Raw genomic sequence first — 25719 nt, 5'->3', positions numbered from 1 at the left:
CATCATGACCCTGCATCCCATTCTTGCGGCATTGCGCAAACACAAGGCCGGCGTCGTGCTCATTTCGCTGCAGATCGCGCTGACTCTGGCGATCGTCTGCAATGCGGTGTTTATCATCGGCCAGCGTGTCGAACGGGTGAACCGGCCCACCGGCCTCGACGAGAACGATCTGTTCCTGGTCTCCCAGCAATGGGTGGGTGCGCCGAGCGGGGATGATCCGGCCGGCGTGGAAAAACTCGACGTGATGCAGCGGGAGGACCTGGCGGCGCTGCGCAACCTGCCCGACGTGGCCTCGGTGGCGCCGAGCAATTCGATACCGCTGCTCAATTCCTCGTGGACGGGTGCGTTGTCGCTCAAGCCCGATCAGAAATTTGAAAAAGGCATTACGCGTACGGCGTACTACTTCACCGACGAGCATGCCCTGGCCACGCTGGGGCTGCGCCTGGTTTCCGGCCGCGCCTTCACTGCCGCTGACGTGCAGCATCAGGGTGCCCGCGACCAGCGCAATCGTCCGATCGTGATCGTGACCCAGGCGCTGGCCGACAAGCTGTTCCCGCAAGGCGGTGCGGTAGGCAAGGTGGTCTATACCGACGGCAGCAGTGCACCGAGCACCGTCATCGGTGTGGTTGCGCGCCTGCAGACACCCAGCACCGGCAGCTTCGGCAACGATTTCGCCTGGAACTCGACACTGGTGCCGGCCCGGCTGGATGCGAACTTTGCGCGCTATGTGGTGCGAGCCAAACCGGGCCGGCGCGATGCGGCGATGCACGCCGTGCCCGCGACGCTGTATGCGGTGAACCCGATGCGCGTGCTCGACGACGACAGCGTCAAGTCATTCGCCGATATCCGTGCCAGTGCCTACCGTGCCGACGTCGGTATGGCGATCCTGATGGGCGTGGTCTGCCTGATCCTGCTCTGCGTCACCGCCGCCGGCATCGTCGGCCTCACCAGTTTCTGGGTCGGCCAGCGGCATCGGCAGATCGGCGTGCGCCGCGCGCTGGGCGCGCGCAAGGTCGACATCCTGCGCTACTTCCAGATCGAGAACCTGCTGATCGCCGGCACCGGCGTGGTGATCGGCGTGCTGCTGGCGGTGGGTCTGAACATGTGGCTGATGAGCCATTACGAGATGACCCGCATCCCGCTGTCGTACGTGCTGGCCGGCGTGCTGGCGATGCTGGCGATCGGCCAGGCCGCGGTGTTCGTGCCGGCCAGGCGTGCGTCCAACGTGCCGCCGGTGGAGGCGACGCGGGCGGCGTGATGACTTTCGCTCCCTCCCCTGCGCTCGCAGGGGAGGGCTGGGGAGGGGTAAGGCTTTTGACCTTGAAGCCAAAAGCACCCCCTCCCGACCTCCCCCTGCGACCGAAGGAAGTCCCTTGGGGCTTGCAGGGGGAGGGGTCAAGAACAATGGAGCACATGGAATGTTCGGCTACTACTTCGACCTCGCCCTGCGCAGCCTCAGGCGCAACAAGGCGCTCACCGCGCTGATGATGCTGGCGATCGCGCTGGGCATCGGCGCCAGCATGACCACGCTCACCGTGCTGCACGTGCTGTCGGGTGATCCGCTGCCGGGGCGCAGCGGCACGCTGTACTACCCGCAGGTCGATCCGCGCGACAACAGCGGCATCATGCCGGGCCAGGAGCCGCCGCAGCAGCTCACGGAGATCGACGGCTTCAACCTGCTGCATGCGGGGCGGGCGGATCGGCAGGCGCTGATGACAGGCGGCGCGGTGCCGATCCAGCCGGACTCCGCCGCGATCGATCCGTTCTACGTGGAGGCGCGCTACACCACAGCGGATTTTTTCGCGATGTTCGGGGCGCCGTTCCGCTACGGCCGCGGCTGGAGCGCGGCCGACGACGAGGCCAAGGCGCGCGACGTGGTGATCAGCAGCGAGTTGAACGAGCGCCTGTTCGGCGGCAGCAACAGCGTGGGCCGCACCTTGCTCGTGGCTGGCAGCCTGTTGCGCATCGTGGGCGTGCTCGACGACTGGACGCCCAGCCCGCACTTCTACGACCTCAATACCGGCTCCTACGGTTATGCCGAGCAGGTGTTCATGCCGCTGCAGACCGCGCTGGACCTGCACGTGGACCACAACGGTTCCACCGACTGCTGGGGCAACGGCACCGGCGGCGTGGGAACCATCTATCCCGCGTCGAGCTGCGTCTGGATGCAGTTCTGGGTGCAGCTGGACACGCCGGCCAAGGCCGCCGACTACAAGGAGTTCCTGGTCCATTACTCCGATCAGCAGAAGGCACTCGGGCGTTTCGTGAAGGCGCCGAACGTGCGCCTGCGCAACCTGATGCAGTGGCTGGCATATCAACAAGTGGTACCCGACGACGTGCGCCTGCAGGCCGGGCTGGCCTTCGGCTTCCTGCTGGTCTGCCTGGTGAACACGGTGGGCCTGATGCTGGCGAAGTTCCTGCGTCGCACCGGCGAGTTGAGCGTGCGGCGCGCGCTGGGCGCCTCGCGGCGTGCGCTGTTCGCGCAGCTGTTGATCGAGTCGGGCGTGGTGGGGCTGGTGGGCGGCGTGGGCGGCCTGCTGCTGGCGCTGCTCGGCCTGTGGGTGGTGCGGCACCGGCCTTCCGACTATGCCGCGCTGGCGCACCTCGATCCCGCCATGCTGCTGACCACCTTCCTGCTGGCGCTGGGCGCAAGCCTGCTGGCCGGCCTGCTGCCGGCCTGGCGCGCCTGCCAGGTGGCACCCGCGCTCCAGCTGAAAAGTAATTAGTGCGCTTTCCCTGCGCGTGGAAGCGGCCATCCATGGCCGCACTACTCAAGAAAAGCCGCTCCGATCAGGGGCATGGGACAAGACTCATGGAACTGCGACCGATACTTTCCACGCTGCGGCGACACAAGATCACCGCGTGGCTGCTGATCCTGGAGATTGCGCTGACCTGCGCGATCGTGTGCAACGCGGTGTTCATGATCGGCCACCGGCTGCAGCACATGCACATGTCCAGCGGCATCGACGAGCATGCGCTGGTGCAGATCCAGCTGGCCCAGATCGCACCCACGCCCGACATCTTCGCCCGGGCGAGGGAAGATCTTGCCGTGTTGCGACAGGTACCGGGCGTGCAGGCGGCGGCGCTGACCAACCAGTTGCCGATGGAGGGCTCCTCGTCGAACGCCAGTCTCAAGCTGGATCCGGCGCAGCGCGAGCCCACGCTCAGCGCCGGCACCTACTTCGGCGAGGACATTCCGCAGACCATGGGCGCGCGGCTGGTGGCCGGGCGCAACCTGCAGCCGGACGAGATCGTCAATGCGGATGTGGTGGTCAAGGCACTGGCCAGCGGCAACACCAAGGCCCTGCCTGCTGCGGTCACGGTGATCACCCAGGCGCTGGCCGACCGCCTTTGGCCGGGGCAGAACCCGCTGGGCAAGACGATCTACCTCACCGACCAGGTGAGCGTGCGGGTGGTCGGCGTGCTGGCTGACCTGGCGCGTGCCAACGCCTACAACGACGCCACCGCGCATTACTCGGTCGTCCTGCCGCTGTTCATGGGCGCGGGCAAGAACCAGAGCTATGTCATCCGCACCCGGCCGCAGGATCGCGAGACGGTGCTCAAGGCCGCCGTGGCCGCGCTGAAGAAAGCCGACCCGCAACGGGTGGTGACCCAGCAGCGCACCTACGACGAACTGCGCGGGAAGTTCTTCGCCAACGACCGCGCGATGGCCGGCATCCTGGTGGGCGTGATCGTGGCGCTGCTGGTGGTCACCGCGCTGGGCATCGTGGGTCTGGCCAGCTTCTGGGTGGCACAGCGGCGCCGCACCATCGGTGTGCGCCGCGCGCTGGGCGCCACCCGCGGCGACATCCTGCGCTACTTCCTGACCGAGAACTTCCTGCTCGCCGGCTTCGGCATCGTGTTGGGCATGCTGCTGGCCTACGGCATCAACCTGTTCCTGATGCTGCATTACGAATTGCCCAGGCTCCCGGCCATCTATTTCCCGGTGGGCGCCATCGTGTTGTGGCTGATCGGGCAATTGGCGGTGCTGGGGCCGGCGCTGCGCGCCGCGGCGGTGCCACCGGTGGTGGCGACGCGGTCGGTGTGACGCTTTTTATTCCCTCCACTGTGACTGAAGGGAATCCCTCTTCGGGGCAAACAGGGGAGGGGACGTGACCAGAGATGGAGTGATGCAATGTTCGGCTACTACCTCGACCTCGCGCTGCGCAGCCTGAAGCGCAACAAGGTACTGACCGCGCTGATGGTGATCGCGATTGCCGTCGGCATCGGCGCCAGCATGACCACGCTGACGGTGATGCACCTGCTGTCCGGCGACCCGGTACCGACCCGCAGCGGCACGCTGTTCTATCCGCAGGTCGACCCGGATCCAAGTCCGGCCGCCAACCATCAGCCCTACGACATGATGGATTACCGCTCCGCGCTGGATCTGTGGAGCGCGCACCGTGCAGACCGCCAGGCAATGGTGACCAGCAGCCAGCTGCGGCTGACGGCGCCGCAGGTGAACCTGCCGCCGCTGATGGCGCAGATGCTGTCGACCACCAGCGATTTCTTCCCGATGTTCGATGTGCCGTTCCGCTATGGCGGCGGGTGGACGGCGCAAGACGACCAGAGCCGGGCTCGGGTTGCGGTGATCTCGTCGGATCTCAACGACAAGCTGTTCAACGGTGCCGACAGTGTGGGCCGTACGCTGCGGCTGAAGGATTCGGATGTGCGCATCATCGGTGTGTTGGCACCGTGGCGGCCATCGCCGCAGTTCTACGACGTGGCAGGCGGACGCTTCTCCAACGGCAATACGGCGGTTTTCTACAGTCGGCCTGAAGATGTCTTTATGCCGTTCCAGAGTTCGCTGGAAATCAATGCCGGCGGCTTCCAGCCGTTCACCTGCTGGAGCATGCCGGGCGATCCGGCGCACCTGCAGAACTCGCCCTGCGTGTGGGTGGCGTTGTGGATGCAGCTGGACAGCGCGGCCAAGGTCGCCGACTACCGCCGGTTCGTGGCCGACTACGCGACCCAGCAAAAGGCGTTGGGGCGCTTCGTGCATGCGGACAACACGCAGTTGCGCAGCCTGATGGAGTGGCTCGACTTCAACCAGGTGGTGCCCAGCGATGTACGCCTGCAGACGTGGCTGGCATTTGCCTTCCTGCTGATCTGCCTGTTCAACACGGTGGGTCTGTTGCTGGCGAAGTTCCTGCGCCGCGCGGGCGAGATCGGCGTGCGCCGCGCACTGGGAGCGAGCCGCGCGGCGGTGTTTGCGCAGTGCCTGGTCGAAGCCGGCCTGATCGGTCTGCTCGGCGGGGCGGGTGGCCTGCTGCTGACCTTGTTCGGCCTGTGGCTGGTCCGCAGCCAGCCGGTCGAGTATGCCGATCTTGTGCATCTGGATACGGCGATGTTCCTGGCCACGTTCGCTCTCGCCCTCGCCGCCAGCCTGCTGGCCGGCGTGTTGCCGGCGCTACGTGCCAGCCGCATGGCGCCCAGCCTGCAACTGAAGACGCTTTAGTGCGCTATCTCTGCGCGTGAAAGCGGCCACCCATGGCCGCACTCCTCAAGAAGAGCCAAGAGCCATGCAGATCCAGCCCATCCTCACCGCACTACGCAAGCATCGCCTCGCCACCATCCTGATCGCACTGGAGATCGCGCTGGCCTGCGCGGTGCTGTGCAATGCCTGCTTCCTGATCGTCAAGCGCGTGCAGCAGACCCGGGTGATCAGCGGCGTCGACGAGAGCTCCCTGGCTGCCATCAAGCTGACCGGCTATGACCCGGCGAGGGGTGTCGACCTCAACGCACGCGTGCTCAGCGGCCTTGCCAAGCTTCCCGGCGTGCAGTCGGTCAGCGCGATCAACCAGGTGCCGTTCGGCGAGCACGCCGGTACCGCGGGCATCACCACCGATCCGGAGGGCAAACGCTTCGGTGGCGTGGTGGATTTCTATGTCGGTGGCCCGGGCAGCTTCAAGGCGCTCGGCGTGCAGCTGGTCGCTGGTCGCGTGCCGCAGCCCGGCGATTACCAGCCGGTCGATTTCTTCGTGCCGGATGACTCCGCCGTGTGGGTGACCCGCGCGCTGGCCGAGCACCTGTGGCCGGGCGTCGACCCGCTGGGCAAGGAATTCTGGACCGGGAAATTCCACTTCCGGGTGGCCGGCGTGCTGGCACACCTGGCGCGTCCCTACGGTGGCGAGGGCGGCCCGAACACAATCGAATGGTCGGTATACGTGCCGGCGCAGCCGGGTATACAGCTTGCAGCCGTCTACCTGCTGCGCGCCGATCCCGTCCAATTGCCGCGGGTGCTGCGCGACGCGCGGGCCGCGATGGCCACCATCGCCCCCGACGCGGTGCTCGACAGCAAGGCAAGCCAGACCATCGGCAGCCTGCGCGAGAACTATTTCCGGCAGGACCGCGTCATGGCCGGCATCCTTGTCGGCGTGATCGCCGCCCTGCTGCTGGTCACCGCGCTCGGCATCGTCGGCCTGGCCAGCTTCTGGGTGCAGCAGCGCCGCCGCCAGATCGGCGTGCGCCGCGCGCTGGGCGCCACCCGCGGCGACATCCTGCGCTACTTCCAGGCCGAGAATTTCCTGATCGTCACGGGCGGCATCGCGCTGGGCATGCTGCTCGCGTTCGGCCTGAACCTGATGCTGATGCAGCACTACGAGTTGCCGCGGTTGCCGCTGTATTACCTGCCGATCGGTGCGCTGGCGCTGTGGGGGCTGGGGCAACTGGCGGTGCTCGGCCCGGCGTTGCGCGCGGCGGCGGTGCCGCCGGTGGTGGCGACGCGGTCGGTGTGACGCTTTTTACTCCCTATCCTGCTTTGCAGGGGAGGGTTGGGGAGGGGTGCTTTTGCCTGTGGGAAAGAGCACCCCTCCCTCCCCTTGTGAGCAGGGGGAGGAGATGGTCCATGGAGTGATGACATGTTTGCCTACTACCTCGACCTGGCGCTGCGCAGCCTGAAGCGCAACAAGGTGCTCACCGCGCTGATGGTGCTGGCGATCGGGCTGGGCATCGGCGCCAGCATGACCACGCTGACCGTGATGCACCTGCTGTCGGGCGACCCGTTGCCGGAGCGCAGCGGCAGGCTGTTCCATCCTCAGGTGGACCCGAAGCCTGCGGAGCCGCACGAGCTGCCCGGGCAGATGACGTACATCGACGCGATGAACCTGTGGCAGTCCGGTCGTGCCGATCGCCAGGCCATCCTGGTGGGCTCGAACGTGAAGGTGAAAGCGGCGCAGGCCGGCGCGAAGCCGATGGGGCTGCATACTCTGGCGACGACGGCGGATTTCTTCCTGATGTTTGGCGTGTCGTTCATCCACGGCGGATCGTGGACGGCGGCCGATGACACCGGCAAGGCCCGGGTCGCCGTGCTTTCGCGCAGTGCCTACGAGCGGCTTTTCCACGGCCGCGACGGCATCGGCCAGCCGATCCGCATAGGGCAGTGGGATTTCCGCGTCGTCGGGGTGATCGAGGACTGGCGGCCCGCGCCGCATTTCTACGACCTGGATCGCGAGGCCTATGGCCAGGGCGACGACGTGTTCATCCCGTTCCTGACCTCGCGCGATCTGGCCGAGCTCGGCATCACCGGCTACAGCCTGGATTGCTATGGCACGACCACCGACGACCTCCATCTAGAAAACCAGCCCTGCCTGTGGCTGAAGTTCTGGGTCGAGCTGGACAGCCCGGCCAGGGTCCATGCGTATCGCCGGTTCCTGGACAACTATTCGCGCGAGCAGCAGGCGCAGGGTCGCTTCACTTATGCCGGGGCGCCACGCACGGCCTTGCCCGACGTGATGCAGTGGCTGGACCAGAACGGGGTGGTGCCGGCGGACGTCCGCCTCAAGGCGTGGATCGCGTTCGGCTTCCTGCTGGTTTGCCTGATGAACACGACGGGATTGCTGCTGGCCAAGTTCCTGCAGCGCGGCGCCGAGATCAGCGTGCGCCGCGCACTCGGCGCGTCGCGCCGGCAGGTGTTTTTCCAGTGCCTGGTGGAGGCGGCCATCGTAGGCGCTGCCGGCGGCGTGCTCGGCCTGCTGCTGGCCTGGGCGGGCCTGTGGGGCATTCGCCAGACGCCGGCGGACTACGCCGACCTGGCGCGTCTCGACGTGTCGATGTTCGCGATGACCTTCGCGCTGTCGATCGCGGCCAGCCTGCTCGCCGGTTTGTTGCCGGCCTGGCGTGCCTGCCATATCGCTCCCGCCCTCCAGCTCAAGACCCTCTGAGGCATACACATGCAGCTACGCCATGTCCTTGCCGCATTGCCCCGACACAAGCTGGTCTGCCTGCTGGTGGCGGTCGAGATCGCGGTGGCCTTCGCGATCCTGTGCAACGCGATCTTCATCATCCGCGGACGCGTGCAGCAGATGCAGATCACCACCGGCATTGCCGAGGACGGCTTGATCTACATCCACAACGACGGCGTCGGCGATGACGCCAATGCGCCGCTGGTCGCCCGCAACCTGGCGGCGCTGCGCGGCCTGGGCGGCGTGCAGTCCGCCGTGGCGATGTTCCCGTTGCCGCTGGAGAACATGTCGATCAATTTCCGGCCGTGGCTGACCCCGGACATGAAGCTGCGCGGCCCGGCCGTCGGCATGTTCGTCGGCACACCGGGTTACCTGGACACGCTGGGGCTGAAGATCGTGCAGGGCCGCGATTTCAACGATGCGGAATACGACGGCATGGATCAGACCATGAAGACGCTGTCGCCGGCGGCGATCGTCACCCGCGACCTTGCCGACAAGCTGTGGCCCGGACAGAATCCGATCGGCAAGACATTCTGGCGCAGCCCGAGCCGCGGCTACACCGTGGTCGGCGTGGTCGAGCGGCTGGTGCGCGGCTACCTGCGCAAGGACTTCGTGCCGGAATACTCGGCGATGTTCCCGGTCAGGCCGGTGTCTTTCGTGTCGTCGCTCTACGTGATGCGGGTGGCGCCGTCCGATCGCGACCGGCTGCTGCGCGAGTCCTCGGACCTGCTGCTGAAACTCAACCCGGACATGCTGATCGACGCCAGCGGCAGCTATGCCGACATGCGTGCGGATTATTTCCGCCAGGACGCGTCGCTGGTGTGGCTGCTGGCCCTGGTCTGCGTGGCCATGCTGCTGGTGACCGCACTGGGCATCGCCGGGCTGGCCAATTTCTGGGTGCAGCAGCGTGGCCGCAGCATCGGCATACGGCGGGCCATCGGTGCCACCCGTGGCGACATCCTGCGCTACTTCCAGGCCGAGAATTTCCTGATCGTCGGTTTCGGCATCGCGCTGGGCGTGCTGCTGGCCTTCGTGCTCAACCTGCTGCTGATGACGCACTACGAACTGCCGCGCCTGCCGCTGTCCTACTTGCCGGTCGGCGCGCTGGTGCTGTGGGGGCTGGGGCAACTGGCGGTGCTCGGCCCGGCGTTGCGCGCGGCGGCGGTGCCGCCGCTGGTGGCGACGCGGTCGACATGAGCAGCAAGCCGGGTATACGCGTGACCATAGTCATGGCAACCTTTCGGACCGGAGCGGCATCCATAGCCGCATGTGCAGAAAAAAGATGCGAACCGTACTGATCATCGACGACAACCCGGCCGTGGGCGAGGCGCTTTCGCTGGCCTTGTCGCTGCACGAGATCCGCCCGCTCGCCGCGCTGACGCCCGATGAAGGCCTGCTCGCGCTGGAGCGCGAGGCGGTCGACGTGGTGATCCAGGACATGAACTTCACCGCCGACACCACCTCGGGCGAGGAGGGCGTGGCGCTGTTCCGCGCGATCCGCGAGCGCCATCCGGACCTGCCGGTGATCCTGCTCACCGCGTGGACGCACCTGGAGACCGCGGTGGAGCTGGTCAAGGCCGGCGCCGCCGATTACCTGGCCAAGCCGTGGGACGACAACAAGCTGCTGGCCACGGTGGAGAACCTGCTGGAGCTGTCCGAGTCGACTCGCGAGGTGGCGCGCAGCCGGCTTGAGCGCCGCCAGCGGCGTGAGCTCCTGCGCAGCAAGTTCGACCTCGATGGCCTGGTGTTCGCCTCCGAGGCGATGGGGCGCACGCTCAACTTGGCCTGCCAGGTGGCCCGTTCCGACGTGCCGGTGCTGATCACCGGTCCCAACGGCACCGGCAAGGAGCGCATCGCGGCGATCGTGCATGCGAACTCGGCGGTGAGGCGCGGCCCGTTCGTGGCGGTGAACTGCGGCGCGCTGCCAGGCGAGCTGATCGAGGCGGAACTGTTCGGCGCCGAGGCCGGCGCGTACACCGGCGCCAACAAGGCGCGCGAAGGGCGTTTTGAGCTGGCCGACGGCGGCACGCTGTTCCTGGACGAGATCGGCAACCTGCCGCTGCCCGGCCAGATGAAGCTGCTGCGCGTGCTGGAAACCGGCCAGTTCGAGCGGCTCGGTTCCGGCAAGACGCGGCAGGCCAAGGTGCGCGTGTTGAGCGCGACCAATGCCGACCTCAAGGCGATGATCCAGGCCGGCACGTTCCGCGAGGACCTGTACTACCGGCTCAACGTGATCGAGGTGAACCTGCCGCCGCTGAGCGAGCGCAACGACGACATCCTGCCGCTGGCCGAATTTTTCCTGGACGGTCGCGCCGAGCTTGGCGACGCCGCGCGCGAGGCCATGCTGGCCTACCCGTGGCCGGGCAATGTGCGCGAGCTGAAGAACGCGATCGAGCGCGCATCGCTGCTGGCCGGGGGCCAGCCGATCACCCCCGAGCTGCTGAACCTGCCGCAGTACGTGGCGATGGCCCCGGCGGCACGCAACCTGGACGAGCCCAGCCGCGAGGCGGTGGAAAGCGCACTGCACAAGGCCGATGGCGTGGTCAGCCGCGCGGCACAGAGCCTGGGCCTGTCGCGCCAGGCGCTGTATCGGCGGATGGAGCGCTACGGCCTGGCAACCACGGCTTGAGCGATCTGTGACGACGATGCTTGCCCCGACCCCGAAGGCGTAGAAAGATGAGTGCATGCATCCAGCAGGGGAGGCGTCATGCGATATCGCCGGATCATGCTTGTTGCCGCTTGGCTGACCGCCGGCGCGGCCATGGCGCAGGTGCCGTCAGTCTCCCGCGAGGCGTGGGCATGGCAGCCGGTCGCCGCCGCTGCGGTCGAGTACCGGCTCGGCTCGCCGATGGTGCTGGCGGACGCCGGGAGCAGCCCGTTCCGCTTCAGCGATGGCCGCGAGCGCGACCTGGTGAACAAGCCGCCGCCACGTCCGATGGACCGGGCTGCCGTGCTCGGCACCGAGCGTGGCTGGGTGGGCGGGCGACCACCGCTCGATTGCGCGATGACCCCGATCGACGCCAGGTGCCACTGAGCCGGCTTTTTCCCGCCGGGGAGAACAGCCAATGTGGCGTCGCCTGAATTCGCTGCAGGGGCGCCTGACCTTTTTGCTGGCGGTGGCCGGCCTGGCCGGCGCGCTGGTCTATGCCGGCGTCACCCAGTGGCCGCTGCCGCAGTTGCTGCTGTGGCTGCACAAGGACCTGTCGCTGTCGATCCGCGCGCCGATGCAGCTGGGCATCTACGGCGGCCTGCTGGCCAGCGTGGTGGTGCTGCTGCCACTGTCGTTCTGGCTGGCCGGTCGGGTGATGGCGCCGGTGAGCCGGCTGCTGCGCGCGCTGGAAGGCGCGGTGGCCAGCTACCGCGACGGTGATTTCAGCTTCTCGATCGCGGTGAATCGGCGCGACGAGCTGGGCGAGCTGATCCGCATGCACAACGCGCTGGGCCAGACCCTGCGCGAGCAGCGCCAGCACCTGGTGCAGCGTGAGCTGCTGCTCGACACGGTGGTGCAGAACACCCCGGTGGCGCTGGTGCTGACCGATGCGATCGGCAAGGTGGCCTACGCCAACATCGCCTCGCGGCACCTGTTCAACGAAGGCCGCAGCCTGGTCGGGCTGGACTTCGCCGAACTGTTGGCCGAGGCGCCCGAGGCGCTGCGCAAGGCGGTGGAGAGCGGCGAGGATGCCCTGCTCAGCGTGGAGATGGACGGCAGCGAGGAAACCTTCCATCTGTCGCAGCGCGCGTTCCGGTTGCAGGGCCGGCCGCACCGGCTGCACCTGTTCCGGCGCATGACGCGCGAGCTGTCGCGGCAGGAAGTGGCGACCTGGAAGCGGGTGATCCGGGTGATCAGCCACGAGCTCAACAACTCGCTGGCGCCGATCACCTCGCTGGCGCACTCCGGCGCGGAGCTGGCCCGCCGCGGCCAGCTCGAACGGCTGCCCGGCGTGTTCGCCACCATCGGCGAGCGCGCGCTGCACCTGCACCGCTTCATCGCCGGCTACGCCAGCTTCGCCAAGCTGCCCACGCCACAGCCGGTGGACATCGCGTGGAAGCCGTTCCTGGACGGACTGGCGTTGCATTGCCAGTACCGCCTGGCAACACCGGCGCCGCAACGACCGGGGCATTTCGATGCAGTGCAGGTCGAGCAGGTGCTGATCAACCTGATCAAGAACGCGCACGAGTCGGGTGGGCCGGCGGACGAGGTCACGCTGTCGATCCAGGATGTCGGCAACGAGTTGCGCATCGAGGTGGCCGACCGCGGCCCCGGCATGAGCGAGACGGTGCTGGCGCAGGCATTGCTGCCGTTCTATTCGACCAAGCGTTCCGGCACCGGCCTGGGCCTGGCGCTGGCACGCGAGATCACCGAGGCGCACGGCGGCCGCGTGCTGCTGGCCAACCGCGAGGGCGGCGGCCTGCGGGTGAGCCTGCGCCTGCCGCAGCCGCGCTAGCCGTCGGCTCGCCTATACTCAAGCCTTCTTCAAGGAATGGGGGTAGGCAATGGGACAGCTTCTCGCGTTGGTCATCGTGGCCGTCGTCGTCATCGGCGTGGCCAAGCTGGTGCGCATCGTGCCGCAGGGTTTCGAGTGGACGGTGGAGACATTCGGCAAGTACACCCGCACGCTCAGCCCCGGGCTGCATTTCCTGATCCCGATCTACCAGGCGGTCGGGCGCAAGATCAACATGATGGAACAGGTGCTGGATGTGCCCAGCCAGGACGTCATCACCAAGGACAACGCGGTGGTGCGCGTCGACGGCGTGGTGTTCTACCAGGTGCTCGACGCCTCCAAGGCCGCCTATGAGGTGTCCAACCTGGAGCAGGCGTCGCTGGCGCTGATCATGACCAATATCCGCACCGTGCTCGGCTCGATGGACCTGGACGAGTCGCTGAGCCAGCGTGATGCAATCAACGCGAAGCTGCTCAAGGTGGTGGACGAGGCGACCCACCCGTGGGGCGTCAAGGTCAACCGCATCGAGATCAAGGACATCGCGCCGCCGCGCGACCTGGTCGATGCGATGGCACGGCAGATGAAGGCCGAGCGCGAGAAGCGCGCGAACATCCTCGATGCCGAGGGCTTCCGCCAGGCGGCGATCCTCAAGGCGGAGGGCGAGAAGCAGTCGGTGATTCTGGCCGCCGAGGGCGAGAAGGAAGCCGCGTTCCGTGCCGCCGAGGCGCGCGAGCGTTCGGCCGAGGCCGAGGCGAAGGCGACCACGATGGTGTCCGACGCGATTGCCAACGGCAACGTCAATGCATTGAACTACTTCGTCGCCAACAACTACGTCGAGGCGCTGAAGGCGATGGCCGCCTCGCCGAACCAGAAGATGCTGCTGCTGCCGATCGAGGCCACCGGCGTGATCGGCGCACTGGCCGGCATCGGCGAGCTGGCGAAGGAATCGCTCGGCCAGCAGCAGAAGACCGCGGCGATCCAGCCGCCGCTGCGCTGAGGGCGCGCCGATGTGGGAGCTATCGACGCATTACCTGTGGTGGATCCTGGCGCTGCTGCTGATCGCCGGCGAGTTGCTGCTGCCTGGTTACTTCCTGCTGTGGATCGGACTGGCCGCCGCCGCGATGGGCGTGGTGCTGTGGATCGATCCGACGCTGGGCCTGCTGGTGCAGGCGGTGCTGTTCGGCCTGCTCGCGTTTGCCGCGTACGTGGGTTATGCCCGCTGGCTGCGGCCGCGGCTTGAACGCCGCGCGCCCGGCGGCGAGCGCCTGAACCGCCGCGCCGAGCAGTTGATCGGTCAGCGCTACCAGCTGATCGAGCCGATCGTCAACGGCCGTGGCAAGGCCCGCGTGGGCGACGGCCAGTGGCTGGTCAGCGGGCCGGACCTGCCGCTGGGCGCCACGGTGGAGGTGGTTGCGGTGGAAGGCACCACGCTGCAGGTGCGCGCTGCGGCATGAGCGCGGGCGACGCCATCAGTCCACAGCAGTTCGCCACCACCGCGCCGGCCACGCGCATTGCATTCGTGCTGGAACTGGCGCGGCGGCTGCACCAGTACGGCACCTCGGCGCCGCGGCTGGAAATGGCGATCGCCGGCGCGGCGCAGCGGCTGGGACTGTCCGCCGACGTCTGGTCCAGCCCCACCGCGATCATCATCTCGTTCGCCGACCTGGCCCAGGGTGAGGAAGGCGTGGCGCAGACCACTCAGGTGATGCGGCTGGCACCCGGCGAGGTGAACCTGGAGCGGCTGTGCCAGGCCGACGACATCGCCGACCGCGCGATCGCCGGCGAGCTGGGCTTGCGCGAGGGCTTCCGCCTGCTGCGCGAGCTGGGCCGGCCCGACACGCGGCGCGAGAAGATCGGCTCGATCGCCAGCTACGGGCTGTCCGCGGCCAGCATCGCGGCACTGTTCCTGCACAGTTCGTGGGTGGACCTGGTGGTCGCCGGCGTGATCGGTGCGGGCATCGGCGGGATCACCCTGCTGGCCGGTAGCCGGCCGCGGCTGGCGGTGGCCAGTGATGCGATCTGCGCGCTGGTGGCGACCACGGTGGCGATCGTGGTGAGTGCGCTGGTGGTACCGCTGGCGATCAGGTCGGTGGTGCTGGCCAGCCTGATCATCCTGGTGCCGGGCATGTCGCTGACCAACGCGGTGCGCGAGATCTCCAGCGGGCACCTGGTTTCCGGCATGGCGCGCATGGGCGGCGCCATGTCGACCCTGCTCAAGCTCACCTTCGGCACCATCGCGGCGACCCAGCTGTGCGCCGCGGTGGGCATCACGGCACGTGACTTCGCGCTGCCGGCACTGCCGGCCTGGACTGATTACCCGGCGCTGCTGGTCGCGGCGATCGCGTTCGCCATCCTGTTCCGCGCCGCCCGGCGCGACTGGCCGGTGGTGATCGTGGCGGTGGTAGTGGGCTATCTGGCCACGCGCTGGGGCGGAGCGATCTCCGGCTCGCTGCCGGGCGCACCGGTGGGGGTGTTCCTGGGTGGCCTGTTGCTGGGCGCGCTGGCGAACGTCTACGCGCGCTTCGCGCACCGCCCGGGTGCGGTCATCCGCGAGCCGGGCATCCTGTTGCTGGTGCCGGGCAGCGTGGGTTTTCGTAGCGTGTCGTTCCTGCTCGAACGCGATACCACGCTGAGCGTGGATACCGGCCTGCTGCTGGTGACCCTGCTGGTGTCGCTGGTGGCGGGGCTGATGTTCGGCGACCTGCTGGTTTCGCCCCGGAGATCTCTTTAAATCAAAAGTGGCCGAAGACGCGGGCGATGTCGTTTGCCCTGCACGTCAAGACAACGAGACTGCACGGCACGCTGGCCTCCTCCCCTGCAACGCAGGGGAGGATTGAGGAGGGGTTGCTCTTGGTTTAGGCAAGATCAAAAGCTACCTACCCCTGCCTTGCAGGAGGAGGAGCCGGTATGTGCCGGCATCGCACCAAACGGATGCGGCATTGCCTCAAACCAACAAAAAACGCCGGCATAAAGCCGGCGTTTTCATTGCAGCAGTGGAGCGGCAATCAGATCGCCAGATCCTTTTCCTTCTTGCCGGCCTTCAATGCGTCGTTGAACCAGTGCGGACGCTTGCCGCGGCCTGACCAGGTCTGCGCGGGATTGGCCGGGTTGCGGTATTTCGGCGCCACCGTGCCGGTGCTGCGCTTGGCCTTGCCGCGCGCGCTGCCGAAGATGTCTTCGAAGGTATAACCCTCGGCCTTGATCAGCGCATGCACTTTCTCTCGCAGCTTGACGACTTTTTCCTTGCGCAGTTCATTCTGGCGAACCTGCGCCTTGCTGATCAGGTCGTTGAGCTGGTTGTGATTGAGGTTCTTGATGTCGACGGCCATGATGGACTCCTGGGTAAGTATCGGCAATTAAATGGTCTGGCCATTATGAGGAACGAAGCCTGACGCATTGGAAGCTGGTGCAGTCGGGATTCTCGCTGATCTGCGGAATCCTTGTAAAGCGCGATGCAATGCGTGAAGGGGATTTCACATTAAGAATGATTAATAGTGTGACCGGTTTTGAATTAGTCGCGTCCGCTGATTTCCTCACGGCAAATGCAGAAATGGCCGCACTGGGCGGCCATTTCGGTTAATGCTGATATGGCGGGCTCAGCCGAGCAAGGCAATCAATTCATCCTCGTTCAAAGAGCGGCTTTCGCTGTCCCCGCGGCCGCGATATTCCAGGGTGCCCGCGGCCAGCCCGCGCTCGCTGACCACCACGCGGTGCGGGATGCCGATCAGCTCCATGTCGGCGAACATGCTGCCGGCGCGCACGCCGCGATCGTCCAGCACCGCCTCGATGCCGCGTTGGCCCAGGGCCTGGTACAGCGCCTCGGCCGCCGCGCTGACGGCGGCTGAGCTCTTTGGGTTGATCACGCACACCGCTACCCGCCACGGCGCCATCGCCTCCGGCCAGAGGATGCCGGCTTCGTCGTGGCGCTGCTCGATCGCGGCGGCGACGATGCGGCTGACGCCGATGCCGTAGCAGCCCATGGTCATCACCTGCGGCTTGCCGGTTTCGTCCACCACGGTGGCGCCAAGCGCCTCGGCGTACTTCGTGCCCAGCTGGAACACGTGGCCGACCTCGATGCCACGGGCGATATGCAGCACGCCCTTGCCATCGGGCGACAGGTCGCCCTCGATCACGTTGCGCAGGTCGGCGATGCGGGTCACGCGCGCGTCGCGCTCCCAGTTCGCCCCGGTGCAGTGCGTGCGGTCGGCATTGCCGCCGCAGACGAAGTCGGCAAGTACCGCGGCATCACGGTCGACGATCACCGGGATCGACGCCGGCAGCCCGACCGGACCGATGAAGCCGGGGCGGGTGCCGGTGGCGGCGAGGATTTCCTCCTCGCTGGCAAGCACCGACTCGTCCGGCAGTTCGGCGAGCTTGCCGGCCTTCACTTCATTGATCTGATGGTCGCCGCGCAGGCACAGCGCCACCAGGCCGTCGCGGCCGCGCACCAGCAGCGTCTTCACGCATTGCTGCGGGCTGACCTTGAGGAAGGCGGCAACGTCCTCGATGGTCTTCTGGGTGGGCGTATCGACCCGCGCCAACGCGGCCGCGGGAGCAGGGCGCGCCGCACTCGGCGCCAGCGCCTCGGCCTTTTCGAGGTTCGCGGCGTAATCGGAGCCATCGGAAAACGCGATGGCATCCTCGCCGGAATCGGCCAGTACCTGGAATTCGTGGCTGGCATTGCCGCCGATGGCGCCGGTATCAGCCTGCACCGCGCGGAAGGTCAACCCCAGGCGGGTGAAAATGCGCACATAAGCCTGGTACATCGCGGCGTAGGTCTCGGCCAGCGATTCCTGGGTCAGGTGAAACGAATAGGCATCCTTCATCAGGAATTCGCGTGCACGCATCACGCCGAAACGCGGGCGGATCTCGTCGCGGAACTTGGTCTGGATCTGGTAGAAGTTGACCGGCAGCTGCTTGTAGCTTTTCAGCTCGTTGCGGGCAAAGTCGGTAACTACTTCCTCGTGGGTCGGGCCGTAGCAGAATTCCTGGCCCTTGCGATCCTTGATTTTCAGCAACTGGCCGCCGAATTTCTCCCAGCGGCCGGTTTCTTCCCACAGTTCCCGCGGCTGCACCGACGGCATCAGCATTTCGATCGCGCCGGCGCGGTCCATTTCCTCGCGCACGATGTTTTCCACCTTGCGCAGCACGCGCAGGCCCAGCGGGCTCCAGGTGTACAGGCCGGAGGCGAGCTTGCGGATCATGCCGGCGCGCAGCATCAGCCGGTGGCTGGCGATTTCGGCGTCGGCGGGGACTTCCTTGACGGTGGCCAGGTGGAATTGGCTGAGGCGCATGCGGGTGGTTCCGGCGGATTGAAGACGCCTATTGTAGCGGCCTGCCGTCGCCGGCACCGGCCCGACCGCCGCCGGGCCATGGCGTGAGGGCGATCAGTTCCTGCAGTACTGGTCGTATTGCGCCTGGGTCGAAACGGTCTTCTGCTTGCGCTCGTCGCCGCCCAGGGCCACGGATTTGCCATCCTGCTGCATCACCACCGGGCCGCCGCCCTGCAGCGCGGCGAGGTTGGCTTTCAGCGAGGCGCACAGCTTGCTGCGGTTTTCCGGCGTGTCGGCCGCTGGCTTGGCGGGTTCGGCCGCGGATTCACTGCGGCTGGCCGTGGTGCTGGGGGCCGGGGCAGCCAGCGGCTCGGCCGTGCCGGTGGTGGTCACCTTCACGAACTTGGTGCCCTGTGCCGGTGGCGCTTCCGAGTAGTGCACGGTGCCGCTGGCATCCGTCCACTTGTAGACCTGGGCGGCGGCCAGTGGGGCCAGCAACAGCAGCGCCACGGCAATCAGCGAACGATGCATGGTGTTCTCCATTTCGCAGGGGAATGACGGTTCACCTTGTTATCACTCCGGCGGGCCGGACTCAAGCAGTCGATGGTTTACACTGCGCGCATCCTGTCACGGTCTTGATTCATGAGTGAGCCATTGCCCGCCCGCCCACCCCGTCACCGGGGTATTTACCTGCTGCCGAACCTGTTCACCACGGGGGCGATGTTCGCGGGTTTCTACGCGATCATCGCCAGCATCGGCGGCCGTTACACCGAGGCGGCGGTGGCGGTGTTCATTGCTGCGCTGTTGGACGGCATGGACGGGCGCGTGGCGCGGATGACCGGCACCCAGACCGAGTTCGGCGTGCAATACGACTCGTTGTCCGATCTGGTCAGCTTCGGCCTGGCGCCGGCGCTGGTGATGTATACGTGGTCGCTGTCGGCACTGCGCGATTTCGGCCCGCTGTGGGGCAAGCTGGGCTGGGCCGCCGCGTTCATCTACGCCGCCTGCGCCGCGTTGCGGCTGGCACGCTTCAATACCCAGGTCGGCGTGGCCGACAAGCGCTATTTCCAGGGGCTGGCCAGCCCGGCGGCGGCGGCGGTGTGCATGTCGTTCGTGTGGAGCGTGGACAAGTTCGGCCTGGCCGGCAGCGATTTCTGTTTCGTCACGCCGGTGGTCGCGATCGTGGTCGGCCTGCTGATGGTCAGCCGTTTCCGCTATTTCAGTTTCAAATCGTTGCCGACGGGTGATCGCCAGCGCGTGCCGTTCGTGTGGATGGTGGTTGCGGTGCTGCTGCTGGCCTTGCTGATCCTGGATACGCCGCGCGTGCTGTTCGTCGGCTTCACGCTCTATCTGTTGTCCGGCCCGGTGTGGACGATCTGGAGCCTGGCCACGCACCGGCGCCGGTCGCGGCGCAGCGCGGCATGAGCACCCCGGCACGCCAGCATGCCGACGCCGGTCATCGCGCCCGCGTGTTGCGCGCGCTGGGCGTGACGCCGTGGCAACTACGGGTGGCGCCGACGGTGGCGGCGCCGGAATACGCGGCTTCCGCCGCCCCTGACATGGCGGCGGGCGTGGCCTGCGTGGTGGTGTTGCCGCCGGGCTGCAGCGCGCGCGAGCTTGACCTGATCGGACGCGCCCTGAATGCGTGCGGCGCTGCACTGGCGCGTGCCGCGCGGGTCACGGCGAGCGACGGCCAGCTGGCCGCGGGCGTGCCCGAGGCGCAGGCCTACCTGGTGTTCGGCGAAGCGCAGGCGCATGCGCTGGGTCGCGCGCTGCCGGCGGCAGTGATGCACCAGGCGCAGATCGTGCTGGCCGACGAACCGGCGCTGGTGCTGGGTAGTGCCGGCGCCAAGCGTCGGCTGTGGAACGCGCTGCGCAGCGTGCGTCGCGCACTGGCCGCTGCGGCCGGCTGAGCGCCATGGTCGCGGTGATCAAGCCGGTGATCCAGGTGCGCGGCATGCGGGCCGAAGACCTGGATGCGGTCAGCGCGCTGGAAAATGCCTCCTACGAATTCCCGTGGTCGGCGGGCATCTTCAGCGATTGCGTGAAGGCCGGGCACCCGTGCTGGGTGCTGTGCGTGGACGCGGTGGTCGCCGGTTACGGCATCCTGTCGACGGGGGCCGGCGAGGCGCACGTGCTGAATCTGTGCATCGGGCCGGACTGGCGCGGCCGCGGCCTGGGCCGCCACCTGCTGGGTCGCCTGCTGGATATCGCACGCTGGAACGGCGCCGAGCGGGTATTCCTCGAAGTGCGGCCGTCGAATCCGCTGGCGAAGGCGTTGTACGAGTCGGTGGGCTTTCGCGAGATCGGCCGCCGGCCGCGCTATTACCCGGCGCGCCATGGTCGCGAGGACGCGATCGTCATGGTGCTGGAGCCGCCAACTGCCTGACGCGTGCGCGGGGCCGGAACGCCGTCACGCAATTCAAGCGGGCGGGATTCTCGGCGGGTGTTAGCATGCCGCCCTCGTTCAAGCGAAGGGTTCCGGCTGGTGCAAGGGCAGTTTTCGACTGATTGGTTTCACCACAACATTCCCTATTGGGAACAGTGGCTCGCTTCGCTGCGCGGCAAATCCGGCCTGCGCGCCCTGGAGGTCGGCAGCTTCGAGGGGCGTTCGACCCTCTGGCTGTGCGAGAACATCCTGGCCGCCGCGGACAGCTCGATCGACTGCCTGGACTTCTTCCAGGTCGATCCGGTCTATGGCGACTACCACGCCCGCTTCCGCGCCAACACGGCGGCCTGGCGCGAGCGGATCCGGGAGTTCCCGGGACCAAGCTTCGACTCATTGCGGCGCGTCGAAGGCCCCTACGACATCGTCTACATCGACGGCTGGCATTCCGCCTTCGGCGCACTGGCTGACGGCGTCATGGCGTGGCCGCTGCTGAAGGTCGGTGGCGTGATGATCTTCGATGACTACCTGTGGGTGCCGCCGAAGCTGGGGCCGCCGCCACGTCCAGGCTGGTTGGCGCGCAAGTGGCTGCGCGGGTCGGGCCGCCAGTGGCGGATCGAGGGGCTGAAGAAGCAGATCGAAAGCGTGAAAACCGAAACACCCAAGCTCGGCGTGGACGGGCTGCTGGCCACGCTCGACGGCTATTACGAATTGCTGGGCATCAGCAACCAGCTGGCCGTGCGCAAGACGCGCGACTTCTCCCCGGGACAGGTCGGCCACGACACCTGAGCTTCGGGCCATGGCTGGAAACAATTCGTTGCAGCCGCCTGCGCGTCACAAGCGGCAGCAACCCGGCCGCTGCCTGCTCAACCCAGCTTCTGCGCCTGCTCGCGCAGCGCGCCCAGCGTGCTGTTCCAGTCGGCGATGCGCTGACGTTCCTGCGCCACCACCTCGGCCGGCGCGTTGGCAACGAAACTGGCGTTGCCGAGCTTGCCTTCGCACTTTTTGATCTCGACTTCGATGCGGCCGATCTCCTTGGCCAGGCGCGCCTTCTCGGCGCCGAGGTCGATCAACCCGGCCAGCGGGATCAGCACGCGCAGCGTGCCGATCACGGCGGCTGCGGCGGCTGGTTCGTCGGCACCGGCTTCGATCCACTGCGGCGCTTCCGTGCGGGCGAGGAAGGCGATCTGCGTGGCGAACTTCGCCACGCGGACACGGTCACCGGCATCGCCGTCGGCAAGCAGCAACGGGATCGCCTTGGCGGGCGAGATGTTCATCTCCGAGCGGATCTTGCGGATGCCGGAGAGAACATTCTTGAACCACTCGATCTCGGCCGTGGCCGCGTCGTCGGCCACGATGTCGTCGGCACGCGGCCAGGGCCGCTGCATCAGGCTGTCTTCGCCGAGATCGAGCATCGGCGCCACCGATGCCCACACTTCCTCGGTGATGAACGGGATCAGCGGATGCAGTGCACGCAGCACGCTTTCCAGCACCACCAGCAAGGTGTGCCGGGTCGAGGCGGCCGCCGCGGCGGCGTCGCCGTTCAAAGCCGGCTTCGACAGCTCCAGGAACCAGTCGCAATACTCGTTCCAGACGAATTCGTACAGCGCCTGCGCCAGCAGGTCGAAGCGGTAGCTGACGAAGTGCTGTTCGACTTCGCCCAGCGTCTGCTTGAGGCGGGTGAGGATCCACCGCTCGGCTTCGGTCACTGGCGCACCGGTCGGCGCAGCAATCTCGCCTTCCGGCAGGTTCATCAGCACGAACCGCGCCGCGTTCCACAGCTTGTTGCAGAACGCCTTGTAGCCCTCGGCGCGCTTGATGTCGAAGTTGATGGTGCGGCTGTAGCTGGCCAGCGCGGCGAAGGTGAAGCGCAGCGCGTCGGTGCCGATCGCCGGAATGCCGTCGGGGTAGTCCTTGCGGATGCGCTTCTCGACCTTGGCGCGTACCTGCGGGATCAGCAGCGACCTGGTGGACTTTTCCACCAGCGGTTCCAGCGCGATGCCGTCGATCAGGTCCAGCGGGTCCAGCGTGTTGCCCTTGGACTTGGACATCTTCTGGCCTTCCGCATCGCGCACGATGGCGTTGATGTAGACCTCGCGGAACGGGATCCGGCCGGTGAAGTATTTGGTCGCCATCACCATGCGGGCGACCCAGAAAAAGATGATGTCGAAGCCGGTGACCAGCACGGCGCTGGGCAGGAAGATCTTGTCCTGCTCCCAGTTGGCGACCACGTCGCCGCGCTCGTTCTTCACCGGGCCATCGGCCGGCCAGCCCAGCGTGGAGAACGGCCACAGCGCCGAGGAGAACCAGGTGTCTAGCACGTCTTGGTCTTGTTGCAAGATGAACTTGGCCCACCCATTGACGCGCAGGTTCTCCTTAAAATTGTCTTCGTTTGGGTTAGTGATTACTAACGTGAGCAGCCCGTAGGCAGCTTCTGCATCGCTGTCTGTGGCGAACTTATCCCTCAGGTGCTCGCTGTAAGCTTCCTGCCAAGTGTCAGCCACGAAATATTTGCCGGCCTTGTCATACCAGGCCGGGATGCGGTGGCCCCACCACAGCTGGCGGCTGATGCACCAGTCCTGGATGTTGTCCAGCCACTGCGTGTAGGTGGTGTTCCAGTTTTCCGGCACGAACTTGATGTCGCCGCTGCGCACCGCGTCCAGCGCCGGCTCAGTGATCGCCTTGCGGCCGCCTGGACGTCCATCCGTCTGGACATCCGAAGTGAGGTCGACGAACCACTGGTCGGTCAGCATCGGCTCGATCACCGCGTCCGAGCGCTGGCTCACCGGCACCTGCAACTTGTGCGGCTTCGTCTCGACCAGCAGGCCGGAAGCCTCGAGGTCAGCAATGATCAGTTTGCGCGCTTCATAGCGATCAAGGCCGCGATACCGTGCCGGAATCTTATTCAACGAATTGGCGGCTTCGATACCTTTATCCAAGGCCTCCATTGGAGAAGCTGTGACGGCACCATCCTTGGCGTCATCTGCGCCGCCAAGAACTCTGGCGTGAAGATTGAAAATGTTGATTGGCTTTAAGCCATGCCGCTGGCCGATCGCGTAGTCGTTGAAGTCGTGCGCGGGGGTGATCTTCACGCAGCCGGTGCCGAAATCCTTGTCCACATAGTCGTCGGCGATCACCGGAATCTCGCGATCGGTCAGCGGCAGCTTCAGCGTCTTGCCGACCAGGTGCGCGTAGCGCTCGTCTTCCGGATGCACGGCCACGGCTACGTCGCCGAGCATGGTTTCCGGTCGCGTGGTCGCAACGACCAGCGAAGCGGCGCCGTCGGTCGTCATGTAACGGATCGACCACATGTGGCCGTCGCGCTCGACATTGTTCACCTCCAGGTCGGACACCGCGGTGCCAAGCACCGGGTCCCAGTTCACCAGCCGGTTGCCGCGATAGATCAGGCCGGCGCGATACCAGTCGATGAACACCTTGCGCACCGCGGCAGACAAGCCTTCATCCATTGTGAAGCGCTCGCGCGACCAGTCCGCGGCGGCGCCGATGCGGCGCATCTGGTTGGTGATGGTGGAGCCGGATTCCTCCTTCCACTGCCACACCCGCTCGACGAAGGCATCGCGACCCAGGTCGTGCCGGGTCTTTTCCTCGACCGCCAGCTGGTTCTCGACGATCTTCTGGGTGGCGATGCCGGCATGGTCGGTGCCGACCTGCCACAGCGTGTTGAAACCGCGCATGCGGTGGTAGCGCACCAGCATGTCCATCACCGTCTGCTGGAACGCATGGCCCATGTGCAGCGTGCCGGTGACGTTCGGCGGCGGCAGCAGGATGCAATACGGCTCGCCCTGGCCCGACGGCCTGAACGCACCGCTGGCTTCCCAGCGCGCGTACCACGTCGACTCGATCTGGGCGGGTTCGAAACTCTTGTCCATCAGGGGACTCGCAATGGCGCGCCGTGGCCGGCGCGTGGGGGTAGAAGCAAAGAAAGCAATTGTACGGGGCGGGCGGCTGGCTGCCAAAAGCCCAGTTCGCTCAGGGCAGTAACTCGATGCCGAAGCGGCGCACCAGCAGGGCGAAGAGGCCGAAGCAGATCACGGTGATCAGCACGCAGGCGAGCAGGGTGGGCCAGAAGCCGAGACGCGGCAGCAGTGCCGGGAAGGCCAGGAACATCGGCAGGGTAGGCACCACGTACCAGAACGTGTACCAGGCGTGGTTGGCGATCTTCGCCGGCGACTGGTGCTCGAGCTGCAGCCAGATCAGGGCCAGCACGGTGACCAGCGGCAACGCGGCGATCAGGCCGCCGAGGCGATCGCTGCGCTTGGCCACCTCCGAGACGATCACCACCACGGCGGCGGTGATCAGGTACTTGCTGACGAGCCAGGCCATGCCGCCGCTCCTCCGCTCAGCCGCCGCGCAACGCGCGACCGTAAGCGTGCACCTCGTCGACCAGCACCTTCACATGTTCCGGATCGACTTCCGGCGTGATGCCGTGGCCGAGGTTGAACACGTGGCCGGGGTGGTTGCCGTAGCTGTCCAGCACGGCGCGAGCCTCGCGGCGGATCACTTCCGGGCTGGCGCGCATCACGGCGGGGTCGAGGTTGCCCTGCAGGGCAACCTTGCCGGCCACGGCGTGGCGGGCGTCGGCGAGGTCGATGGTCCAGTCGACGCCGAGCGCGGCGCAGCCCGAGTTGGCCATCTCGGCGAGGTGCGCGCCGGCGCCTTTGGAAAACAGGATCACCGGCAATTCGCGCGCATGGGCATCGGCCTTCAGCGCGGCCACGATTTGCGTCATGTAGCGCAGCGAGAACTCGCGGAACGGCGCCGGGCCGAGCAGGCCGCCCCAAGTGTCGAAGATCATCAGTACCTGCGCGCCGGCGGCAGCCTGGGCGATCAGGTAGGCGGCGACGGCGCGGGCCAGCGTGTCGAGCAGCTGGTGGGCGAGTTTCGGCTCGTTCCAGCACATCGCCTTCAGCGTGGCGAAGTCCTTCGAGCCGTGGCCCTCAACCATGTAGCAGGCCAGCGTCCACGGGCTGCCGGAGAAGCCGATCAGCGGCACGCGGCCATGCAGTTCCTGGCGGATCAGGCGCACCGCGTCCATCACGTAGCGGAGCTCGCCGTCCATGTCGGGCACGGCGAGCTTCGCGATGTCGGCCGCCGTACGCAGTGGGCGCGCGAACTGCGGGCCCTCGCCGTGGGCAAACGACAGGCCCAGGCCCATCGCGTCGGGGATGGTGAGGATGTCGGAGAACAGGATCGCGGCATCCAGCTCGAAGCGTTCCAGCGGCTGCAGGGTCACTTCGCAGGCGTATTCGGGATGCTGCGCCAGGCCCATGAAGCTGCCGGCACGCTCGCGGGTGGCGCGGTATTCGGGCAGGTAGCGGCCGGCCTGGCGCATCACCCAGATCGGCGTGGTGTCGGTGGGTTCGCGGCGCAGTGCGCGCAGGAAGCGGTCGTTCTTCAGCACGTCAGTCATTTCA

Annotated in this window: 23 protein-coding genes; 17 read left to right on the top strand and 6 right to left on the bottom strand. The window is 66.9% G+C overall.

Annotation, left to right across the window (positions count from 1 at the left end; genetic code table 11):
* Positions 1 to 4 precede the first annotated feature (4 nt).
* The 13 genes from IMW82_RS11280 (at position 5) to IMW82_RS11220 (ending at position 15356) form a co-directional block, all read left to right on the top strand.
* A complete protein-coding gene (locus IMW82_RS11280; RefSeq protein ID WP_211004503.1) occupies positions 5 to 1258 on the top strand; it encodes an ABC transporter permease in 1254 nt (417 codons plus the stop codon).
* A gap of 160 nt (positions 1259 to 1418) precedes the next feature.
* Positions 1419 to 2726 carry an ABC transporter permease gene (locus tag IMW82_RS11275; RefSeq protein ID WP_211004502.1) on the top strand — a complete coding sequence of 436 codons (1308 nt, stop codon included), beginning with the start codon at positions 1419 to 1421 and terminating at the stop codon, positions 2724 to 2726.
* Positions 2727 to 2812: 86 nt separating this feature from the next.
* Positions 2813 to 4048 (top strand): FtsX-like permease family protein, encoded by a 1236-nt coding sequence (locus IMW82_RS11270; protein WP_211004501.1) that lies wholly within the window; start codon positions 2813 to 2815, stop codon positions 4046 to 4048.
* Between the two features lie 87 nt (positions 4049 to 4135).
* Complete coding sequence (locus IMW82_RS11265; protein WP_211004500.1) at positions 4136 to 5458, top strand: ABC transporter permease; 1323 nt, start codon at positions 4136 to 4138, stop codon at positions 5456 to 5458.
* A gap of 64 nt (positions 5459 to 5522) precedes the next feature.
* Positions 5523 to 6737 (top strand): FtsX-like permease family protein, encoded by a 1215-nt coding sequence (locus IMW82_RS11260; RefSeq protein WP_211004499.1) that lies wholly within the window; start codon positions 5523 to 5525, stop codon positions 6735 to 6737.
* 123 nt (positions 6738 to 6860) lie between these two features.
* Positions 6861 to 8162, top strand: coding sequence for an ABC transporter permease (locus IMW82_RS11255; protein ID WP_211004498.1), 1302 nt, complete (start codon positions 6861 to 6863; stop codon positions 8160 to 8162).
* Between the two features lie 9 nt (positions 8163 to 8171).
* A complete protein-coding gene (locus tag IMW82_RS11250; RefSeq protein ID WP_211004497.1) occupies positions 8172 to 9380 on the top strand; it encodes an FtsX-like permease family protein in 1209 nt (402 codons plus the stop codon).
* Positions 9381 to 9465: 85 nt separating this feature from the next.
* Positions 9466 to 10812, top strand: a complete 1347-nt coding sequence (locus IMW82_RS11245; RefSeq protein WP_211004496.1) for a sigma-54 dependent transcriptional regulator — start codon at positions 9466 to 9468, stop codon at positions 10810 to 10812.
* Between the two features lie 96 nt (positions 10813 to 10908).
* Positions 10909 to 11217, top strand: a complete 309-nt coding sequence (locus IMW82_RS11240; protein ID WP_244754294.1) for a hypothetical protein — start codon at positions 10909 to 10911, stop codon at positions 11215 to 11217.
* A gap of 31 nt (positions 11218 to 11248) precedes the next feature.
* Entirely contained in the window at positions 11249 to 12628 is a 1380-nt protein-coding gene (locus IMW82_RS11235) for an ATP-binding protein (RefSeq protein WP_211004494.1), read from the top strand.
* Between the two features lie 49 nt (positions 12629 to 12677).
* A complete protein-coding gene (locus IMW82_RS11230) occupies positions 12678 to 13622 on the top strand; it encodes an SPFH domain-containing protein (protein WP_108472722.1) in 945 nt (314 codons plus the stop codon).
* 10 nt (positions 13623 to 13632) lie between these two features.
* Positions 13633 to 14079, top strand: a complete 447-nt coding sequence (locus tag IMW82_RS11225; RefSeq protein ID WP_211004493.1) for an NfeD family protein — start codon at positions 13633 to 13635, stop codon at positions 14077 to 14079.
* On the top strand, positions 14076 to 15356 hold the full coding sequence (locus IMW82_RS11220) for a threonine/serine exporter family protein (RefSeq protein WP_108472724.1): 1281 nt from the start codon (positions 14076 to 14078) through the stop codon (positions 15354 to 15356). The genes IMW82_RS11225 and IMW82_RS11220 overlap by 4 nt, the downstream gene beginning before the upstream one ends.
* Before the next feature lie 274 nt (positions 15357 to 15630).
* On the opposite strand, the gene IMW82_RS11215 is transcribed toward IMW82_RS11220, so the two are convergent.
* The 3 genes from IMW82_RS11215 to IMW82_RS11205 all read right to left on the bottom strand — a co-directional run bounded on the left by IMW82_RS11215 (position 15631) and on the right by IMW82_RS11205 (position 18429).
* Positions 15631 to 15954, bottom strand: coding sequence for an H-NS histone family protein (locus tag IMW82_RS11215; RefSeq protein ID WP_108472725.1), 324 nt, complete (start codon positions 15952 to 15954; stop codon positions 15631 to 15633).
* A 267-nt stretch (positions 15955 to 16221) separates the two neighbouring features.
* Entirely contained in the window at positions 16222 to 17919 is a 1698-nt protein-coding gene (locus IMW82_RS11210; protein WP_211004492.1) for a proline--tRNA ligase, read from the bottom strand.
* Positions 17920 to 18012: 93 nt separating this feature from the next.
* Complete coding sequence (locus tag IMW82_RS11205) at positions 18013 to 18429, bottom strand: DUF4124 domain-containing protein (protein WP_234411381.1); 417 nt, start codon at positions 18427 to 18429, stop codon at positions 18013 to 18015.
* 111 nt (positions 18430 to 18540) lie between these two features.
* On the opposite strand from IMW82_RS11205, the gene IMW82_RS11200 reads away from it, so the two are divergent.
* The 4 genes from IMW82_RS11200 (at position 18541) to IMW82_RS11185 (ending at position 21073) form a co-directional block, all read left to right on the top strand.
* Positions 18541 to 19323 carry a phosphatidylcholine/phosphatidylserine synthase gene (locus IMW82_RS11200; protein ID WP_211004491.1) on the top strand — a complete coding sequence of 261 codons (783 nt, stop codon included), beginning with the start codon at positions 18541 to 18543 and terminating at the stop codon, positions 19321 to 19323.
* Complete coding sequence (locus IMW82_RS11195) at positions 19320 to 19811, top strand: hypothetical protein (RefSeq protein ID WP_211004490.1); 492 nt, start codon at positions 19320 to 19322, stop codon at positions 19809 to 19811. Before IMW82_RS11200 ends, IMW82_RS11195 begins: the two co-directional genes overlap by 4 nt.
* 5 nt (positions 19812 to 19816) lie before the next feature.
* Positions 19817 to 20287: a ribosomal protein S18-alanine N-acetyltransferase gene (gene rimI / locus IMW82_RS11190; protein ID WP_211004489.1), complete on the top strand. Its 471-nt coding sequence runs from the start codon at positions 19817 to 19819 to the stop codon at positions 20285 to 20287.
* 99 nt (positions 20288 to 20386) lie between these two features.
* Positions 20387 to 21073, top strand: coding sequence for a class I SAM-dependent methyltransferase (locus IMW82_RS11185; protein ID WP_211004488.1), 687 nt, complete (start codon positions 20387 to 20389; stop codon positions 21071 to 21073).
* Positions 21074 to 21150: 77 nt separating this feature from the next.
* On the opposite strand, the gene IMW82_RS11180 is transcribed toward IMW82_RS11185, so the two are convergent.
* From IMW82_RS11180 to hemE, 3 genes are all read right to left on the bottom strand, one after another.
* Complete coding sequence (locus IMW82_RS11180) at positions 21151 to 24174, bottom strand: valine--tRNA ligase (RefSeq protein WP_211004487.1); 3024 nt, start codon at positions 24172 to 24174, stop codon at positions 21151 to 21153.
* Between the two features lie 100 nt (positions 24175 to 24274).
* A complete protein-coding gene (locus IMW82_RS11175; protein WP_211004486.1) occupies positions 24275 to 24628 on the bottom strand; it encodes a DUF3147 family protein in 354 nt (117 codons plus the stop codon).
* Positions 24629 to 24644: 16 nt separating this feature from the next.
* The gene (hemE, locus tag IMW82_RS11170; protein WP_211004485.1) at positions 24645 to 25715 is read right to left on the bottom strand and encodes a uroporphyrinogen decarboxylase; all 1071 of its coding nucleotides are present in this window, start codon (positions 25713 to 25715) and stop codon (positions 24645 to 24647) included.
* Positions 25716 to 25719: the final 4 nt, after the last annotated feature.

The sequence above is a fragment of the Rhodanobacter sp. B2A1Ga4 genome, from assembly GCF_018101315.1.
GTDB classification, from domain to species: Bacteria; Pseudomonadota; Gammaproteobacteria; order Xanthomonadales; family Rhodanobacteraceae; genus Rhodanobacter; species Rhodanobacter thiooxydans_A.
The sequence above is the reverse complement of the archived record's forward strand: the minus strand, read 5'-3'. Positions and strand labels throughout refer to the sequence as shown.

Excerpts from the sequence above, each read along its gene's own strand:
- IMW82_RS11200 (WP_211004491.1), top strand. The coding sequence starts at position 18,541 with ATGAGTGAGCCATTGCCCGCCCGCCCACCCCGTCACCGGGGTATTTAC.
- IMW82_RS11195 (WP_211004490.1), top strand. The coding sequence starts at position 19,320 with ATGAGCACCCCGGCACGCCAGCATGCCGACGCCGGTCATCGCGCCCGC.
- IMW82_RS11230 (WP_108472722.1), top strand. The coding sequence starts at position 12,678 with ATGGGACAGCTTCTCGCGTTGGTCATCGTGGCCGTCGTCGTCATCGGC.
- IMW82_RS11260 (WP_211004499.1), top strand. The coding sequence starts at position 5,523 with ATGCAGATCCAGCCCATCCTCACCGCACTACGCAAGCATCGCCTCGCC.
- IMW82_RS11240 (WP_244754294.1), top strand. The coding sequence starts at position 10,909 with ATGCTTGTTGCCGCTTGGCTGACCGCCGGCGCGGCCATGGCGCAGGTG.
- hemE (WP_211004485.1), bottom strand. The coding sequence starts at position 25,715 with ATGACTGACGTGCTGAAGAACGACCGCTTCCTGCGCGCACTGCGCCGC.
- IMW82_RS11280 (WP_211004503.1), top strand. The coding sequence starts at position 5 with ATGACCCTGCATCCCATTCTTGCGGCATTGCGCAAACACAAGGCCGGC.
- IMW82_RS11175 (WP_211004486.1), bottom strand. The coding sequence starts at position 24,628 with ATGGCCTGGCTCGTCAGCAAGTACCTGATCACCGCCGCCGTGGTGGTG.
- IMW82_RS11250 (WP_211004497.1), top strand. The coding sequence starts at position 8,172 with ATGCAGCTACGCCATGTCCTTGCCGCATTGCCCCGACACAAGCTGGTC.
- rimI (WP_211004489.1), top strand. The coding sequence starts at position 19,817 with ATGGTCGCGGTGATCAAGCCGGTGATCCAGGTGCGCGGCATGCGGGCC.
- IMW82_RS11270 (WP_211004501.1), top strand. The coding sequence starts at position 2,813 with ATGGAACTGCGACCGATACTTTCCACGCTGCGGCGACACAAGATCACC.
- IMW82_RS11205 (WP_234411381.1), bottom strand. The coding sequence starts at position 18,429 with ATGCATCGTTCGCTGATTGCCGTGGCGCTGCTGTTGCTGGCCCCACTG.
- IMW82_RS11210 (WP_211004492.1), bottom strand. The coding sequence starts at position 17,919 with ATGCGCCTCAGCCAATTCCACCTGGCCACCGTCAAGGAAGTCCCCGCC.
- IMW82_RS11215 (WP_108472725.1), bottom strand. The coding sequence starts at position 15,954 with ATGGCCGTCGACATCAAGAACCTCAATCACAACCAGCTCAACGACCTG.
- IMW82_RS11275 (WP_211004502.1), top strand. The coding sequence starts at position 1,419 with ATGTTCGGCTACTACTTCGACCTCGCCCTGCGCAGCCTCAGGCGCAAC.
- IMW82_RS11245 (WP_211004496.1), top strand. The coding sequence starts at position 9,466 with ATGCGAACCGTACTGATCATCGACGACAACCCGGCCGTGGGCGAGGCG.
- IMW82_RS11225 (WP_211004493.1), top strand. The coding sequence starts at position 13,633 with ATGTGGGAGCTATCGACGCATTACCTGTGGTGGATCCTGGCGCTGCTG.
- IMW82_RS11235 (WP_211004494.1), top strand. The coding sequence starts at position 11,249 with ATGTGGCGTCGCCTGAATTCGCTGCAGGGGCGCCTGACCTTTTTGCTG.
- IMW82_RS11265 (WP_211004500.1), top strand. The coding sequence starts at position 4,136 with ATGTTCGGCTACTACCTCGACCTCGCGCTGCGCAGCCTGAAGCGCAAC.
- IMW82_RS11255 (WP_211004498.1), top strand. The coding sequence starts at position 6,861 with ATGTTTGCCTACTACCTCGACCTGGCGCTGCGCAGCCTGAAGCGCAAC.
- IMW82_RS11220 (WP_108472724.1), top strand. The coding sequence starts at position 14,076 with ATGAGCGCGGGCGACGCCATCAGTCCACAGCAGTTCGCCACCACCGCG.
- IMW82_RS11180 (WP_211004487.1), bottom strand. The coding sequence starts at position 24,174 with ATGGACAAGAGTTTCGAACCCGCCCAGATCGAGTCGACGTGGTACGCG.